Source organism: Pontibacter fetidus, assembly GCF_010119545.1.
Classification (GTDB): Bacteria; Bacteroidota; Bacteroidia; order Cytophagales; family Hymenobacteraceae; genus Pontibacter; species Pontibacter fetidus.
In genome coordinates this window covers 36,878-51,385 of the sequence record NZ_JAAEAA010000027.1, presented here as the reverse complement: position 1 = coordinate 51,385, position 14,508 = coordinate 36,878, and the positions used below count along the sequence as shown (strand labels likewise).

Sequence of the window (14,508 nt, the reverse complement as noted above, 5' to 3'; positions counted from 1 at the left end):
TGCGGGCGACGAAAATCAGGTACCTCACGCAGACAGGCTAGTAAACTTACTTCACTATTTTGCATCTGCTCCCCCTTTCCTAAACATATTAGTTTACGAAAAATAGAACTTAACGGCCCTGCCCCTTCAAAGGGGGACTTTTCTGCCGTTGCCAATTCACAAACTATTGTTCTATAGTTACCGACATAGCACGGACAGGTCGCGACCTGTCCCTACGGAAATGCATTGCTGATAAAAAGGGCGAAGCTAATCAATTCAAACTATAGATAGGCAGTAAATAGTAGAAAGATCGCAGTCTTTGGGTTGAGCGCCTTTGACTTATTGCGGTGGCGTGAGCCAATCCGAGGAACGAGGATAGCAAGAAGGCAGCAGTGCGATGCCCGAAGACGGGGCCCCGCGGCCGTGAGCGCACCAAAGCTGATTTGAAACGATAGGTAACTAAAGCTCCCAGGATTACAGGTAGTTTGAAACTATAGCTTGGTTCGGGTTGCAGCTATACAAATTATAGCATTAGACGCTCACAGGAGCTGCGCACACTGTGAGGTCTTTACCAATTATAGAACTCAGATTTCTCAATATGTTCGAAATGACAAAAAAGCAAATAATAGAACATTTAAGTTACTCAGTTAAGCCCGAAATGCCATTTGTGCTAAAACAAAAACGGCTCCTGAAGCAGGAGCCGTTTTATCTATTCACCTATACTAAACTTCTAAACTTTTTCTTTCTCTAAACTAAACAAAGCGGCTAATCCTTCTACCAATGCTTCCGACTCACCGCGCATACAGGCAGCTTTTAACTCCAGGGCAGGCAATTTCACAATTTTATTCAGGATGTTCTGTGTTAACTTCTCTACAACTTCTCTTTCTGCCTCGCCAAGGTTTTTCAGGTAGCGGTTTAGTTCCTGCTGACGGATCTCTTCCAGCTTGCTTTTGAACTGCTGCAGGGCCGGCGACATTGCCATTTCACGGGTCCAGGTGCTGAACTCGGTGATAGCTTCTGCTATGATCTGCTGCACTTGTGGGATGGCTGCAAGGCGCATTTCCAAGGCTTCAGAAGCGCGGTTTTTGATAGTATCTACATTGTAAACTTCTACACCTGCTATCTCTTCTAATGTGCTGTCGATGCTGCGTGGCATGGATAGGTCCAGGAAGAATTTTGGAGCTTTTACACCCTGCTTTTCTATCACTTCTTTGCTTATGAAAAAGCAGTCACCGGGCACAGATGAGATTACTACATCTGCCTTGGTAATTTCCTCCCACACGTTTTCCCAATACACAGCGGTAGCGTTGGTCTTCTCAGCCAAAGCCTGTGCTTTGTGATGTGTACGGTTAACGATCACCACATTATTTATAGTTGACTTCTGAAAGTTATCACAAACGTTTGCACCAATCTCTCCTACCCCAATCATTAGCACGCGTGGATCAACTAGGTTAGCAATAAGTTCTTCTACTAACTCTACAGTAGCATAGGATACCGACGCAGCACCATCGAAAAAGGCAGTTTCATTGAAAACCTGTTTATTGGTAGCGAAAATGGTGTGCAGCAAGCGGTGCAGGAACGGGCCAGCCATGTTCGCATCTGCAGACCACTGGTAAGCTTTCTTTACCTGGTTCAGTATCTGCATATCACCCACCACCTGCGACTCCAGGCCAAGGCCAACATAGAAAAGGTGCTGAACAGCTAATGCTGGTTCTGTAATGTGCTTAAAATATGGAGTAATATTTTTAGTTGATATAAAGCCGCGTTCCATCGCGATCAGCTTAATGATCACCTGGTCCAGTGCTTTTTCTGCGCTATAGTATACTTCGGTGCGGTTGCAGGTCGAAAGTACGAGTACATCCTGGGCATCAGTAAACTCCTTTATCTTATCCAGCAGGTTACGGCAACCGATCTCGTTCAGCGCAACTGCTTCGCGCACGTTTATAGGTGCATGTTTGTAGGATAAGGTGAGGGCTTTAAAGTTGTTTTGCATCTTCTTCTGTCAGATTACATTGCAAAGTTGCGAAATGCTACCCAACAGAAACATGACGATAGTCACTTATCGAAAAGATTGATGTCAACTTTATAAAAGACTATAGCCCGAACTTCATTTCAGATGTCCGGGCCATAGTTTATAGCTTGTTGGCTTTTAGTACAGGCTTAACCTACCTTCAACCAAGTTTCTTAACAGAATGACAGTTAGTGGGATAAATTTATTCGGCCATCCAACCACTTTTGGTGTTTTCACCAACAATTAGTGCTACTGTAGTTTATACTTGCTGGTGAAAACACGCAGCAAGGGCATTGCTTATAGTTTTCAACTATAGCTTAATTCCGCATTTTAGCCAGCTTTTCAGAGTTAAGTATAAAAATGCGGCTGCCTTGGCTGTCGATCAGTTTTTCGTCTTTAAAGTCGGCTAAGGTACGGATTACGGTTTCTTTGGAAGCGCCAACTATACTTGCCAGGTCTTCGCGGGTTATACTTATTTGCGATGTGTTTCCGGCTTGTTGCTGGTATTGTTTCTCTACTAAAAGCAGGGCTTCGGCTACACGTTTGCGCACCGAGTTGTACGCCAGTTTAAGCAAGCGTTCTTCGCGGTCAGCTAGGTTATCGGATAGTATTTTTATGAATTTGTTGGCGATGTCGCGGTTGTGGTTCAGCAGCGAGAAAAAGTCTTCTTTCGGGATGATGTACACTTCCGAATCTTCCAGCGACACAGCCGATTCGCGGTAAGGCGTTTCTTCCAACAGGTCCAGGTACCCTATAAAGTCGCCGTCTTTGTAGAGGTTGGTTATATACTCGCGGCCTTCTTCGTTTGCCTTAAATGTTTTGATCTTACCTTTGTTCAGGAAGTATAGTGCTGTAGGGCGGTAGCCTTCCATAAACAGGTGCTGTTTCTTTTTAAACACTGTTACTTTGCGTTTATCCGAAAGCAGTTTGTTCAGGTCTTCAAAGCCGCGCGCTTCTTCTATAAAGTTATCTATTCCTTCAACACTCTTCGTAAATTCAGCCTTCAGAATTTCATTTTTCTTCAGACGCATTTCCACGGCATCCAACAGTTCCAGGTCATCAAACGGCTTGGTTAAATAGTCGTCGGCACCCAGGTTCATACCCTTTCTAAAGTCTTCTTTCTCTGATTTGGCAGTCAGGAAAATGAACGGAATGCTGGATGTTACCGGGTTCTTGCTGAGCATGTGCAGTACACCGTAGCCATCGAGCTGGGGCATCATAATGTCGCAGATGATCAGGTCCGGGTGTTCGTTTTTGGCAAGCTCCACGCCTACTTTTCCGTTCTCGGCTTCTAAAACAGTATAGTTAGCCAGGGTAAGTATTTCAGCAGTGTTTTCTCTGATTTCCTGATTGTCTTCTATCAGCAATATTTTTTTCATGCTTATGCGGTTGTGTTAGGGAATATGATGCGGAAAGTAGTGCCTTCGTTCAGCTCGCTTTCGTAGGTTAAAGTGCCGCCCATAATGTCTACGTAGCGGTTTACAATATTAAGCCCGAGGCCGGTGCCCTGTATGTTAGTTACGTTTTGTGCCCTGAAAAAAGGCGTAAACAAATGGGCTTTATCTGTTTCAGGTATACCAATACCAGCATCTTTAACAGTTAAATATATTACACTTTTAGCAACTTCAGTATCTATAAAAATAGCCTTGCCCTCACTTGAATATTTGCTGGCGTTGGATAGCAGGTTCAGGATAATGTTTTTGAGCAGCTGCTTATCCAGGGTAACTATAGTTTCGGGGCTGTTGTGGTGGTAATGTATCTTTTGCCCAATCTTTACAAGGCCCTGCATTTCATCTACAATTTCAGCTGTAAATTCTTTCAGATCAAAAGTGGTAGGCACGTTGTAAATTTTGCCTTCTTCTATGCGGCTTATAGACAGGAAATCGTTCAGTATAGTTGTCAGGTTACTTACTGCCGATTTGATGCGCTCCACATGTTTCTGGCGTTTCTCATCATCTTCGGTAGTTTTGTACTTACCAATTAAAGAGGCCGACGAAAGTACCGTGCTCAGTGGGGTTCGAAACTCATGCGAAGCGATCGTTACAAACCGGGATTTTAGCTCGTGTAGTTCTTTCTCTTTCTGCAGCGCTTTTCGGATCTCTACCTGTGCTTCGTAGAGGCTGCGGTTGGTGTCTTCCAGTTTCCGGACTGCTTCGCCCAGCTCGCAGGTACGGGCTTCAACGCGCTGCTCCAGCTCGGTATTTAATTTCTGAATTTCAGCTAAGCTTTTGGCATGCTCTATACTATAGCGGATCGATCGCTCTAAACTAAACGGGTCGAAAGTACCTTTTACCAGGTAATCTGATGCGCCAACGTGCATTGCTTTTTCGTCGGTTTCGCGATCGCTTTGTCCGGTTAAAAGGATAAACGGCGCCTCGCTGCCACCTTCTACAGCCTGCGATATAAGCTCCAGGCCATCATGCGCCCCAAGCCTGTAGTCAACCAGGTACACATCGTGCTTTCCTTCCTTTATCAACTCCAATGCCTCCCCGAAAGACGCCGACCATTCGAGCACATAGTTGCGCCCCGGAATATCTTCTATCGTATCCCTGGTAATGATAAAGTCATCTTCATCATCATCAATAAGCAGCACACGTGTCTTGGTATCAGGCATAGATTTTTGAGTTTGGAGGTTAGAAAGTTAAAAAGTTAGAAAGTGGTTTATAGTTAAAGTAGGCTTTCTCAAAACCAACTATAGATCACAAGATTACAAACTATAACTTCCGATTTTGTAAGCCTTTAACTTCTAAACTTTCTAACTTTCTAACTTTCTAACTATGATTTCGGCAGTTCTACTATTTCGAACCAGTATTTGCTCAGGGTTTTCATGACATCTACCAGCGAGCTGAAGGTTACTGGTTTTGTGATGAAGGAACTAACGCCCAGGTCATAGGTTCTTAAAATATCTTCTTCGGCTTTGGAAGTGGTAAGCACCACCACCGGAATCATGCGAAGGGCTTCATCGGTTTTAATTTCTTTCAGGGCTTCGCGGCCGTCTTTTTTTGGCATGTTCAGGTCCAGTAAAATAAGGCCCGGCGTCGGGTACTTCTCGGTGTCGGCAAACATGCCTTTATTGTGCAGGTAATCCAGCAGTTCTTCTCCGTTCTCTACAAACTGTATGTTATTGTTTAGGCGGCTTTCTTCCAGTGCTTCTTTTACCAGCATCCGGTCTTCGGCATCATCGTCGGCAATAAGTATAATGATCGATCTTTTCTTATGACTCATGTGCTTATAGTTTATTCCTGGAGGTGTTTTTTTGCTAAGGTAATAATAAATTGGGTGCCTTCGCCGGGCTTGCTATGGGCAGTAATGTCGCCGCCATGGCGCACCGCTATTTTGCGGCAAACAGCCAGCCCTATGCCCGAGCCTTCGTACTTCTGCCCTTCCAGCCTTTGGAAAATGTTAAAGATGCGGTCCAGGTACTTTTCGTCGAAGCCAATGCCATTGTCTTCTATGCAAATTTCCACCATTTCGTCGCCGGGCGTTGAGGTAAGGTGGGCGTGCAGCTGCACACTTCTGGATGAAATTTTAACCACAGGGGTAACACCGTCTTTCCGGAACTTAATGGCATTACTGATCAGGTTCTGGAAAAGCTGGCGTATCTGGGTTGGTTCAGCCTCTATAGTTGGCAGCGGCGAGCGCTCAATTACAGCGCCGGCCTGTTCTATACTTACCTCCAGATCTGACAGCACTTCGGTCAGTATCGTATCCAGTTTTACTTTTACAAAAGCTTTGGATTTTGACGTAACCCTCGAGAAATCGAGTAAGTCGTTTATCAGGTTTTGCATACGTGAAGCCGCATTCAGCATCCTGTCAATATAATCTTTGCCCTGGTCGCTTAGCTTGTCGTATTCTTTGGTTTTCAGGCGGTCGCCAAAGGCCTGTATTTTACGCAACGGTTCCTGCAAATCGTGCGACGATACGTAGGCAAAATCCTGTAGTTCGCGGTTGCTTCGTTCCAATTCGGCGGCATAGCGGCGCAGGCGCTCTTCGCTTACTTTCTGCTGGGTAATATCGTGCACAAAACCGGTGTATACTTTGCGGTCGGCCAGCTGTACTTCGCTTATACTTAGGAAAAACGGAAAAACAGAGCCATCCTTTCGCAGCCCCGACACTTCGCGGCCAATACCAATAATGTGCGGAATACCGGTCTTGTGGTAGCGCTCCATGTACCCATCGTGCTGGCTGCTGTCCGGTTCCGGCATCAGCATGCTAATGTTGCGGCCAAGCAATTCGCTTTCTGCATACCCGAAAAGTTTCTGGGCTGCCGGGTTCACCATTTCCATCAGGCCATGGGTATCGATGGTGATGATACCGTCTACAGCTGTTTTGATGATGGAGTTGAATTTGTTTTCGCTTTCGCGCAGGGCAGCTTCGGTTTTTTTCAGCTCGGTAATGTCGTGTACAATGCCGGTAAATATCTGCTTGTCCTGCAGCTTTACTTCGCTTATACTTAACAGAAACGGGAAAATAGTACCGTTCTTCTTTTTGCCCAGCACCTCGCGCCCGATACCAATGATCTGGCCTACGCCGGTGCGGTGGTAATTATCGATGTATACATCGTGCAGACTATGGTCCGGCTCCGGCATCAGCATCTTAATGTTGTTACCGATCACTTCTTCCGGCTCATAGCCAAAAATATTAGCAGCGGCGGGATTCATGGTTTCTACCCTTCCTCTGTTATCGATGGTAATGATGCCGTCAATAGCTGTGTCGATAATAGCCTTTAAACGTGCCTGGCTACCGATGCTGTATGTATTGTCCTGGTTCTCTTCCAATTCAAAAGTATTTTACTAAATATAAGGGTTCTGGCTGTAATGGCAAAACCTGTATGTGCTGCCTAAAATACGACATATTGCGCGCAACTGGCTATCAGCCTAAGTATCAACAGCATTTAAACTATAGCATATAGCGGCCAACTATAGCCGCAACCTTCAAAAACCTATATTAAACCTATCCTATACCCACAATGATTCTTGTCATTTTTTGGGCTGATGCTGCTCATTAATAAGCAGTGGGTAAGTGCCTACCTTGCGGTACGCTTAAGCTATATCCGCCATAAACTATACGGCATAGATGCAGCTTGATCTGCAACAGATAACGATACCATGGCTATGGTTTACCTATAACCTTTTTACAATGCAACTAACAACACCGCACAACTTTCATTTGCCTGTTATGGGCCTTGCCTTTTCCATCGACTCGCCTATAAAAGTAGCGCGTTTCGGTATTTCATCGGTAGCCTCGCTCAGCGACGATGCCCTACTGGAGCACACCCGTTCACATTATGCAAAGGTATATAATCGCCCTTACGAACCAATTACCGACAAAGAAGAAGACTACCGCGCCAAACGCACCACCGCGTTCCTGAACCTGGTAGATGAGATCGTAAAAGAGCAACTTGAAACGTTGCGGATGCAGGAATTTACCCCTGATGCCGAGATCACCAGGTATTTTACCATGTTGCCTGACAATGCACCGTTACGCGTGCGCTACAACGAAATGCTGGCAACAACAGACTCTGCCCAGAAACAACTGTTGCAGGATGAATTGCGCAGCGCCCTGGTAGCCGGTAAAATTGACGTAAACATTATGACAAAACTGGACAAGACAAACTATAGCAAGTCTGGTGAGGCCTTGCCGCAGGAATACTCGGATGCGCTGGCCGCTTTGCGTGGTTTTGCCAACAGTACAGTTAACTCGTCGGTGGTTTTTTCGGCAGGGATGAACATGCGTTTGTTTGCTTACCTGGAGCAGTTTCCTTGTTTTTTACCGGATACTAAAGGCCGGTTTGAGAAGACAGTTATCATTAAAGTAAGTGATTACCGCTCGGCGATGGTGCAGGGCAAAATACTGGCTAAAAAAGGCATCTGGGTATCGGAATTCAGGATAGAATCTGGTTTAAATTGCGGTGGCCACGCGTTTGCAACCGATGGTTACCTGATCGGCCCGATACTGGAAGAATTTAAACAAAACCGCCAGGCACTGCAGGCTGAGCTTTATAGTTTGTTCAGTTCGGCACTTGCCAGCAAAGGCATACATGTGCCCGGCGAAATTCCGGCGCAGCGCATAACCATGCAGGGCGGTATTGGCACGGCAGCAGAGCATGATTTTCTGCAGGAATATTACGGCATAGACGCCACCGGTTGGGGAACTCCTTTTTTGTTAGTACCCGAAGCCACTACTGTAGACGAGCCCACCCTGCAACAACTATCCGATGCCAAAGCCGAAGACCTGTACCTGAGCCCGATTTCGCCGTTGGGTGTACCTTTTAATGCTTTGCGCGGCACATCCAGCGAAGAGCTGAAGCAAATGCGCATCGATAAAGGCAAGCCTGGCAGCCCATGTATTAAAAAACATTTAGTATCGAACACCGAGTTTACTGACGAAGCGATCTGTACGGCATCGCGCAAATACCAACGCCGCAAACTGGAACAACTGGACGAGCAACTAAATACACAGGTGCTTACGCCTGAACTATACGAGGCCGAGAAAACCAGCGTACTGGCTAAAGAATGTTTATGCGAAGGCCTGGCAAACTCGGCACTGCAGATCTTTAACATCGGTAAAAAAGCAGCTACCAAAGCAGTAACGATCTGCCCGGGCCCTAACCTGGCTTATTTTTCGGGGGTGTTTAAGCTGCACGAAATGGTAGACCACATTTATGGCCGCTTTAACGCGCTGAACCAGACCTACCGACCGCACATGTTCATGAACGAGCTGAAAATGTATGTAGACTACTGGAAGAACAAGAAAGCCGAACAGCTGGAAAACCTGACCGACAAGCAGGAAAAATACCTGAACAGCTTCTGGCAGAACATGCAGGATGGTATTACTTACTACAAACAACTGTTGCCTGAGCTTTTCCGGAACCAGCTGGAGCGCCAGGTACTGATGCTGGATGAATTACTGGAAGCGGAAGATGTATTGATGGATGCGCGCCTGGTACGAGCGGCAGCTATAGTTTAAAACGCAATGGAGTACATCAGACTTACCCGCCATTTCACGTTTGAAACGGCACATGCCCTGCTGAACTATAATGGCCCGTGTAAAAACATACACGGGCACTCTTACAAACTGCAGGTAACTATAGTTGGCAAACCCATCGCTGATACAACCGACCCGAAATATGGCATGGTGATCGATTTCGGTGACCTGAAAAAGCTGGTGCAGGAGCATATCGTTTCGCCACTAGACCACGCCCTTATACTGCGCGAGGACACTGATCCGGCACTGATAAACGTATTGCAGCAGCTAAACCATAAACTGGTGCTTACCCCGTACCAGCCTACCTGCGAGCACATGCTCATCGATTTCAAAAATAAGCTGACCCAACACTTACCCCAAACTATAAAATTGCATAGTTTACGGCTCTGGGAAACCGAGAACTCATTTGCCGAATGGTTCGCTGCAGACAATAACTAACTTCTAAAATCACGCGGAGCCATTACAAAACAGTACAATCTGTAACTAATCAATTTCATAATCGTTGCAAGTAGAATATAGGTTTTCAAAGATTTTAACCATCTGATACCAAACCTTTAAGCTAAAAACGAAATGCAATGAAAAGAATATCGATAACGGTTATATTAACCAGTGTACTTATGCTCTTTAACTCCTGCTCTACCAACCCGGTAACAGGTAAAAAAGACGTGATCCTGATGTCGGAGGGGCAGGAACTGGCCATGGGCCAGCAGGCCGACCCGCAGATTGTAGCCCAGTTTGGGATGTACGACAACCCGGCCATACAGCGCTTTATAGATGAAAAAGGCCAGAAAATGGCTGCTATTTCGCACCGTAGCAACATAAAATACGACTTTAAGGTACTGGACTCGCCGGTGATAAACGCTTTTGCCGTACCAGGGGGTTATGTGTATTTTACGCGTGGTATAATGGCGCACTTTAACAACGAAGCACAGTTTGCCGGTGTACTTGGCCACGAGATCGGGCACATTGCCGCACGCCACTCTGCGCAACAACAAAGCAAGTCGATACTGGCGCAGGTAGGGTTAATTGCCGGTATGGTGATTGCCCCGGAACTGGCACAATTCGGAGATCTGGCCTCGCAGGGCCTGGGTTTGCTTTTCCTGAAATTTGGCCGCGATGATGAACGCGAATCTGATCAGTTAGGGGTTGAGTACTCTACTAAAATAGGCTACGATGCCAATCAGATGGCAGATTTCTTTTTAACACTGCAACGCAAACAGGAAGAAAGTGGCCAATCGATCCCTGAATTCCTGTCTACCCACCCTGACCCGGGCAACCGTTACACTACCGTACACCAGCTGGCAGAACAGTGGCAGAAAAAAACAAACGCCACCAACCTGGAAGTAGGCCGTAACTCTTACCTGCGCATGATAGACGGTATTGTGTATGGCGAAGACCCGAAACAGGGCTTTGTAGAGAACCAGATATTCTATCATCCGGAGCTTAAATTTCAGTTCCCGATACCACAAGGCTGGAAATATCTAAACTCGCCGCAGGCATTCCAGATGGCTGAACCTAACGGTAAAGCGATCATGAACCTGACGCTGGCACCAGGCACTTCGCTGGAAGATGCGGCACGCAAAACACTGGAAGGCTACAAGTTAACAGCTGTAGAATCGAAAAACGTAACGGTAAACGGCAATAATGCCCTGGCTATGGTTGCTGATCAGCAGCAGGAACAAGGTACTATCCGTACGCTGACCTACTTTATACAGTACGGCAACAACATTTATAGTGTGATGGGCATTACCACTGCTAACGACTTTAACAACTACTTCAACACCTTCTCTGGCACCATGACCAACTTTAAGGCGCTGACAGATCAGTCGAAGATCAACAAAAAACCTGAGCGTGTGCGTATTAAAACTGTAGCTAATGCTACTACCCTTTCGCAGGCGCTGCAGTCGTTTGGGATGCCGAGTAACCGCCTGGAAGAACTGGCAGTGCTAAACGGTATGCAACTTAACGACCGTGTTGATAAAGGAATGCTGATAAAAGTGGTAGCTGAATAACAGCCAGTTTATTACCTATAAAAGTATCGGCCCAACTATAGCATTATAGTTGGGCCGATACTTTTATAGTATTTCGAGTTAGAGATCACGCACGTATAACTCTTACTTCACCTGCCAAGAGGAGAATTTTGATCCTGCCCAGCCTTTCCTTAAAACAGGAGAAGGATTAACACACCCCTAACCCCTCTCAAGAGGGGAATTTCTGCCTCTGCTATAGTTGGGTTTATAGTTTTATAGTTACTGTTTTACCTCACCCCAACCCTCTCCTAAAAACAGGAGAGGGAGCTTCTGCCTTTGCTTTAGTTGATTGCATAGTTCTATAGTTACAGCCTATTCACGGACAGGTCACGACCTGTCCCTACGGAACTATAGCAACGATAAAGCTATATAACTATAGTTCTCCATTCAATATAGCTTTAGCTATGAGGAACTTCTCAGTCTTTGGGTTGAGCACCTTTGACTTGTTGCGGTGGCGTGAGCCAATCCGACGTAGGAGGATAGCAAGAAGGCAGCAGCGCGATGCCCAAAGACGGGGCCTCCCGTCCGTGAGGGCACCAAAGCTGGTTTGAAACTGTAAGCAGGTAAAGCTCCTAGGAATACAGGAACTTTGGAAGGATAGCTTGGTTCAGATAGCAAGTAATGTCAACTATAGGACATATAAGATTCCTCGCTACTCTTGAAAAGACAAAACTGAACCTATGGCCAGACGCTAGCAGGAGCTTCGCACGCTGCTAGGTCTTAAAACAAAACTAACTTAATTTACCTTCCAGTTCCTCTACTTCCAGCATCTGCTCTTCCCACTGGCTATTGGCTTGTTGCAGTTCTTTCTGCACGGCTTCAAACTTTTTAGAGGTTTCCTGCAGCAGGCTTACGTTGCCATAAACTTTGGGGTCAGCCAGTTCAGTTTCATACTTGGCCAGTTCCTGCTCCAGTTGCTGTACTTTCTTTTCCAGCTCGGTCAATTTTTTGTTGGCCTGTTTAAGCTGGTTACTTAGCTGGTTGTATTCGCTGTTGCTGCGCTGTGGTTTTGGGGCTTCTTTTTTAGGGGCAGGCGCAACTATAGCTTGTGCTTTCGCCTCCTTTTCGCGCTTCTCCTGGAAAGCCTCATATTCGTGGTACGTGCCCGGGTATTCTTTTAACTGGTAATCCTCGATGTACCAGATCTTGGTGGCCACGTTCTCTACAAAGTAACGGTCGTGGGAAATGATGACAAATGTACCTTCATACTGCTCCAATGCCTGTATCAGGATGTTAACCGATTGCATATCCAGGTGGTTGGTAGGCTCATCGAGCATCAGGAAATTGGCTTCGGAGATAAGCGTTTTTGCCAGCGCTACGCGGCTCTTCTCCCCACCCGATAATACCTTTATCTTCTTGAAAACATCATCGTTGGTAAACAGGAAAGAACCAAGCAAAGTACGCAGTTCTACTTCAGATTTTTTAGAGCCTGCCTGCTGCAGTTCCTGCAGAATTTCGTTGTCTACGTTCAGGGACTCTAGCTGGTGCTGCGCATAAAACGACATGATGACGTTATGGCCCAGTTCGCGTTTGCCTTGTATTGGTTCGGTACCGGCAATAATGCGTAGCAGCGTAGATTTACCTTTACCGTTCGCACCCACCAAGGCAATTTTATCGCCACGCTCGATGTGTACGTTCGTATCCCGGAAAATAACCTTGTTGCCAAACGCTTTGCTCATATGCTCCAGGCGAAAAATATGACGGCCCGGCTGCACACTAAATTTAAAGCTGAAGTTAACTTTTGCTGATTCGGGTGCTACATCTTCAATTCTTTCCAGTCGCTCCAGTTGCTTCATGCGGCTTTGGGCCTGCTTGGCTTTGGTTGCTTTGGCTTTAAAACGCTCGATAAAGCGCTCGGTCTGGCGAATCTGGGCCTGTTGGTTCTCGTAAGCGCCTTTTTGTATCTCGTTGCGCATGGCCTTTTCTTCTAGGTAAAAACTATAGTTACCCGGGTATACATTCAGCTTGGCACCAGATACTTCTACTGTAATATTGGTTGTACGGTCCAGGAATTCGCGGTCGTGAGAAACGATGATCACAGCACCTTCAAAACGCTCCAGGTAAGTCTCCAGCCATTTAATAGAGGGTAAGTCAAGGTGGTTGGTAGGCTCATCGAGTAGCAGCAATGATGGTTTCTGAAGGAGAATTTTAGCCAGCATTACGCGCATGCGCCACCCACCCGAAAATGATGCTAGCGGCTGTTGCAATTCTTCGGTGCTAAAGCCAAGACCTTCCAGAATAGCTTCGGCTTCGGCCTGCATGGTATAACCGCCCAGCGCCTCAAAACGCTCCTGCAGGTTGGCCAGTCTTTCTACCAGTTTATCATCAAAATTATGCTCAAACTCTACCAGCACCTTATCAATTTCGCTTTGCAAACTCAACGCTTCTTCAAAGGCCTGCATCGCCACCGACAGTATGCTTTCGTGGGTCTGGTAACTCAATAAATCCTGGTTCAGGAAGCCGATGGTGGTTTCCTTGCTCATTTGTATGCTGCCGCTGTCGGGTTTGTACTCGCCCACTATAATGCGCAGCAACGTAGACTTACCGGTACCGTTCAGGCCAATCAGACCGATTTTATCTTTCGGACGGATGTGCAGGTTGGCATCGTCGTACATGGGGCGGCTGCCGAAATGAAAGCTAAGGTTGTTTATGGAGATCATCTAATCGAAATCTTACTTCAGGCTACAAAGGTACTTAAATAAACGTATACCGCGCAGCAGCAACACAATCCTATAGTTAAAGAGAGGTTAACGGGCAAATCCGGTATACTAAAGCAACAGAACCGGCGTTTTACCCTGTTAAGGTAAACAAATACAAATACAAGCCGTTTGATATTCAAATGCACTTATAAATGCATACTTTTGCCAGATGGCAGACCTTTTATTTAGCAGGTAACTATGATCGCGATCACTTCGCTGTTAGACAAAACCCATTCTGAGCGCGTTTCTGAACTTACAGAACACCTGGAAACCAAATTCGGATTGAGTGGCGTAAAAATCACCCCTTACCCCCACCTGACTTTGCTGACGGCCGAAATTCCGGACATGGAAGAGCTGAAGCAATACCTGGAGCTTACCTGCTTTGAGGCACCTGACTTTACTATCCGAACGACCGGGCTTGGCATTTTTCCAGGGCCGTCGCCAGTAGTGTATATTCCTGTGCTGCGCACGCCGCCCCTAAACCAGCTACACAACAAACTGCACCGCGATATCTCAGAAATGAGCAGCGAAATGGGCGTATACTATAACCCCAACATGTGGCTGCCGCATATTACACTTGCCCTCGGCGATACTACACCCGCCATGCTTGGCCCCGTGCTGTCATTTTTGTGCAACTATAACTTTACCTGGGAGATAACCCTGGATAATATTACCATACTGCAGCAATGCGGCGATTATTACCTGAAAGAAGAAGAATTCAGGTTCGGCCGGCGCGAACTGATCAGCTAAACTATAGAATAAGAGTGGCTGCAGGTTTATACTTGCAGCCACTCTTGTTTTA

At 46.3% G+C, this 14,508-nt stretch carries 10 protein-coding genes; 4 read left to right on the top strand and 6 right to left on the bottom strand.

The genetic code is table 11. The features are described from left to right. Nucleotides 1–709: 709 nt before the first annotated feature. From hemA to GWO68_RS16270, 5 genes are all read right to left on the bottom strand, one after another. Nucleotides 710–1,972 (bottom strand): glutamyl-tRNA reductase, encoded by a 1,263-nt coding sequence (gene hemA / locus GWO68_RS16290; RefSeq protein WP_162347534.1) that lies wholly within the window; start codon nucleotides 1,970–1,972, stop codon nucleotides 710–712. Between the two features lie 335 nt (nucleotides 1,973–2,307). Then, nucleotides 2,308–3,369: a response regulator gene (locus GWO68_RS16285; RefSeq protein WP_162347533.1), complete on the bottom strand. Its 1,062-nt coding sequence runs from the start codon at nucleotides 3,367–3,369 to the stop codon at nucleotides 2,308–2,310. Between the two features lie 2 nt (nucleotides 3,370–3,371). Further along, on the bottom strand, nucleotides 3,372–4,604 hold the full coding sequence (locus tag GWO68_RS16280) for a hybrid sensor histidine kinase/response regulator (RefSeq protein ID WP_162347532.1): 1,233 nt from the start codon (nucleotides 4,602–4,604) through the stop codon (nucleotides 3,372–3,374). A gap of 161 nt (nucleotides 4,605–4,765) precedes the next feature. After that, entirely contained in the window at nucleotides 4,766–5,215 is a 450-nt protein-coding gene (locus GWO68_RS16275; protein ID WP_162347531.1) for a response regulator, read from the bottom strand. A gap of 11 nt (nucleotides 5,216–5,226) precedes the next feature. Then, on the bottom strand, nucleotides 5,227–6,768 hold the full coding sequence (locus GWO68_RS16270) for a PAS domain-containing sensor histidine kinase (RefSeq protein ID WP_162347530.1): 1,542 nt from the start codon (nucleotides 6,766–6,768) through the stop codon (nucleotides 5,227–5,229). A 298-nt stretch (nucleotides 6,769–7,066) separates the two neighbouring features. Between GWO68_RS16270 and GWO68_RS16265 the strand changes: the two genes are divergently transcribed. The 3 genes from GWO68_RS16265 (at nucleotide 7,067) to GWO68_RS16255 (ending at nucleotide 10,989) form a co-directional block, all read left to right on the top strand. Beyond that, the gene (locus GWO68_RS16265; protein WP_235942105.1) at nucleotides 7,067–8,959 is read left to right on the top strand and encodes a nitronate monooxygenase family protein; all 1,893 of its coding nucleotides are present in this window, start codon (nucleotides 7,067–7,069) and stop codon (nucleotides 8,957–8,959) included. Nucleotides 8,960–8,965: 6 nt separating this feature from the next. Beyond that, a complete protein-coding gene (locus GWO68_RS16260; protein ID WP_162347529.1) occupies nucleotides 8,966–9,415 on the top strand; it encodes a 6-pyruvoyl trahydropterin synthase family protein in 450 nt (149 codons plus the stop codon). Nucleotides 9,416–9,594: 179 nt separating this feature from the next. Further along, nucleotides 9,595–10,989, top strand: coding sequence for a M48 family metalloprotease (locus GWO68_RS16255; protein WP_235942104.1), 1,395 nt, complete (start codon nucleotides 9,595–9,597; stop codon nucleotides 10,987–10,989). 749 nt (nucleotides 10,990–11,738) lie between these two features. On the opposite strand, the gene GWO68_RS16250 is transcribed toward GWO68_RS16255, so the two are convergent. Beyond that, nucleotides 11,739–13,667: an ABC-F family ATP-binding cassette domain-containing protein gene (locus tag GWO68_RS16250; protein WP_162347527.1), complete on the bottom strand. Its 1,929-nt coding sequence runs from the start codon at nucleotides 13,665–13,667 to the stop codon at nucleotides 11,739–11,741. A 237-nt stretch (nucleotides 13,668–13,904) separates the two neighbouring features. Here GWO68_RS16250 and GWO68_RS16245 point away from each other — a divergent pair, with 237 nt between their 5' ends. Beyond that, on the top strand, nucleotides 13,905–14,456 hold the full coding sequence (locus GWO68_RS16245) for a 2'-5' RNA ligase family protein (RefSeq protein WP_162347526.1): 552 nt from the start codon (nucleotides 13,905–13,907) through the stop codon (nucleotides 14,454–14,456). Nucleotides 14,457–14,508 lie beyond the last annotated feature (52 nt).

Bases quoted from the DNA above. Each gene is read 5' to 3' on its own strand.
- GWO68_RS16275 (WP_162347531.1), bottom strand. From the start codon at position 5,215: ATGAGTCATAAGAAAAGATCGATCATTATACTTATTGCCGACGATGAT.
- GWO68_RS16260 (WP_162347529.1), top strand. From the start codon at position 8,966: ATGGAGTACATCAGACTTACCCGCCATTTCACGTTTGAAACGGCACAT.
- GWO68_RS16245 (WP_162347526.1), top strand. From the start codon at position 13,905: ATGATCGCGATCACTTCGCTGTTAGACAAAACCCATTCTGAGCGCGTT.
- GWO68_RS16250 (WP_162347527.1), bottom strand. From the start codon at position 13,667: ATGATCTCCATAAACAACCTTAGCTTTCATTTCGGCAGCCGCCCCATG.
- GWO68_RS16285 (WP_162347533.1), bottom strand. From the start codon at position 3,369: ATGAAAAAAATATTGCTGATAGAAGACAATCAGGAAATCAGAGAAAAC.
- GWO68_RS16280 (WP_162347532.1), bottom strand. From the start codon at position 4,604: ATGCCTGATACCAAGACACGTGTGCTGCTTATTGATGATGATGAAGAT.
- GWO68_RS16265 (WP_235942105.1), top strand. From the start codon at position 7,067: ATGCAGCTTGATCTGCAACAGATAACGATACCATGGCTATGGTTTACC.
- hemA (WP_162347534.1), bottom strand. From the start codon at position 1,972: ATGCAAAACAACTTTAAAGCCCTCACCTTATCCTACAAACATGCACCT.
- GWO68_RS16255 (WP_235942104.1), top strand. From the start codon at position 9,595: ATGCTCTTTAACTCCTGCTCTACCAACCCGGTAACAGGTAAAAAAGAC.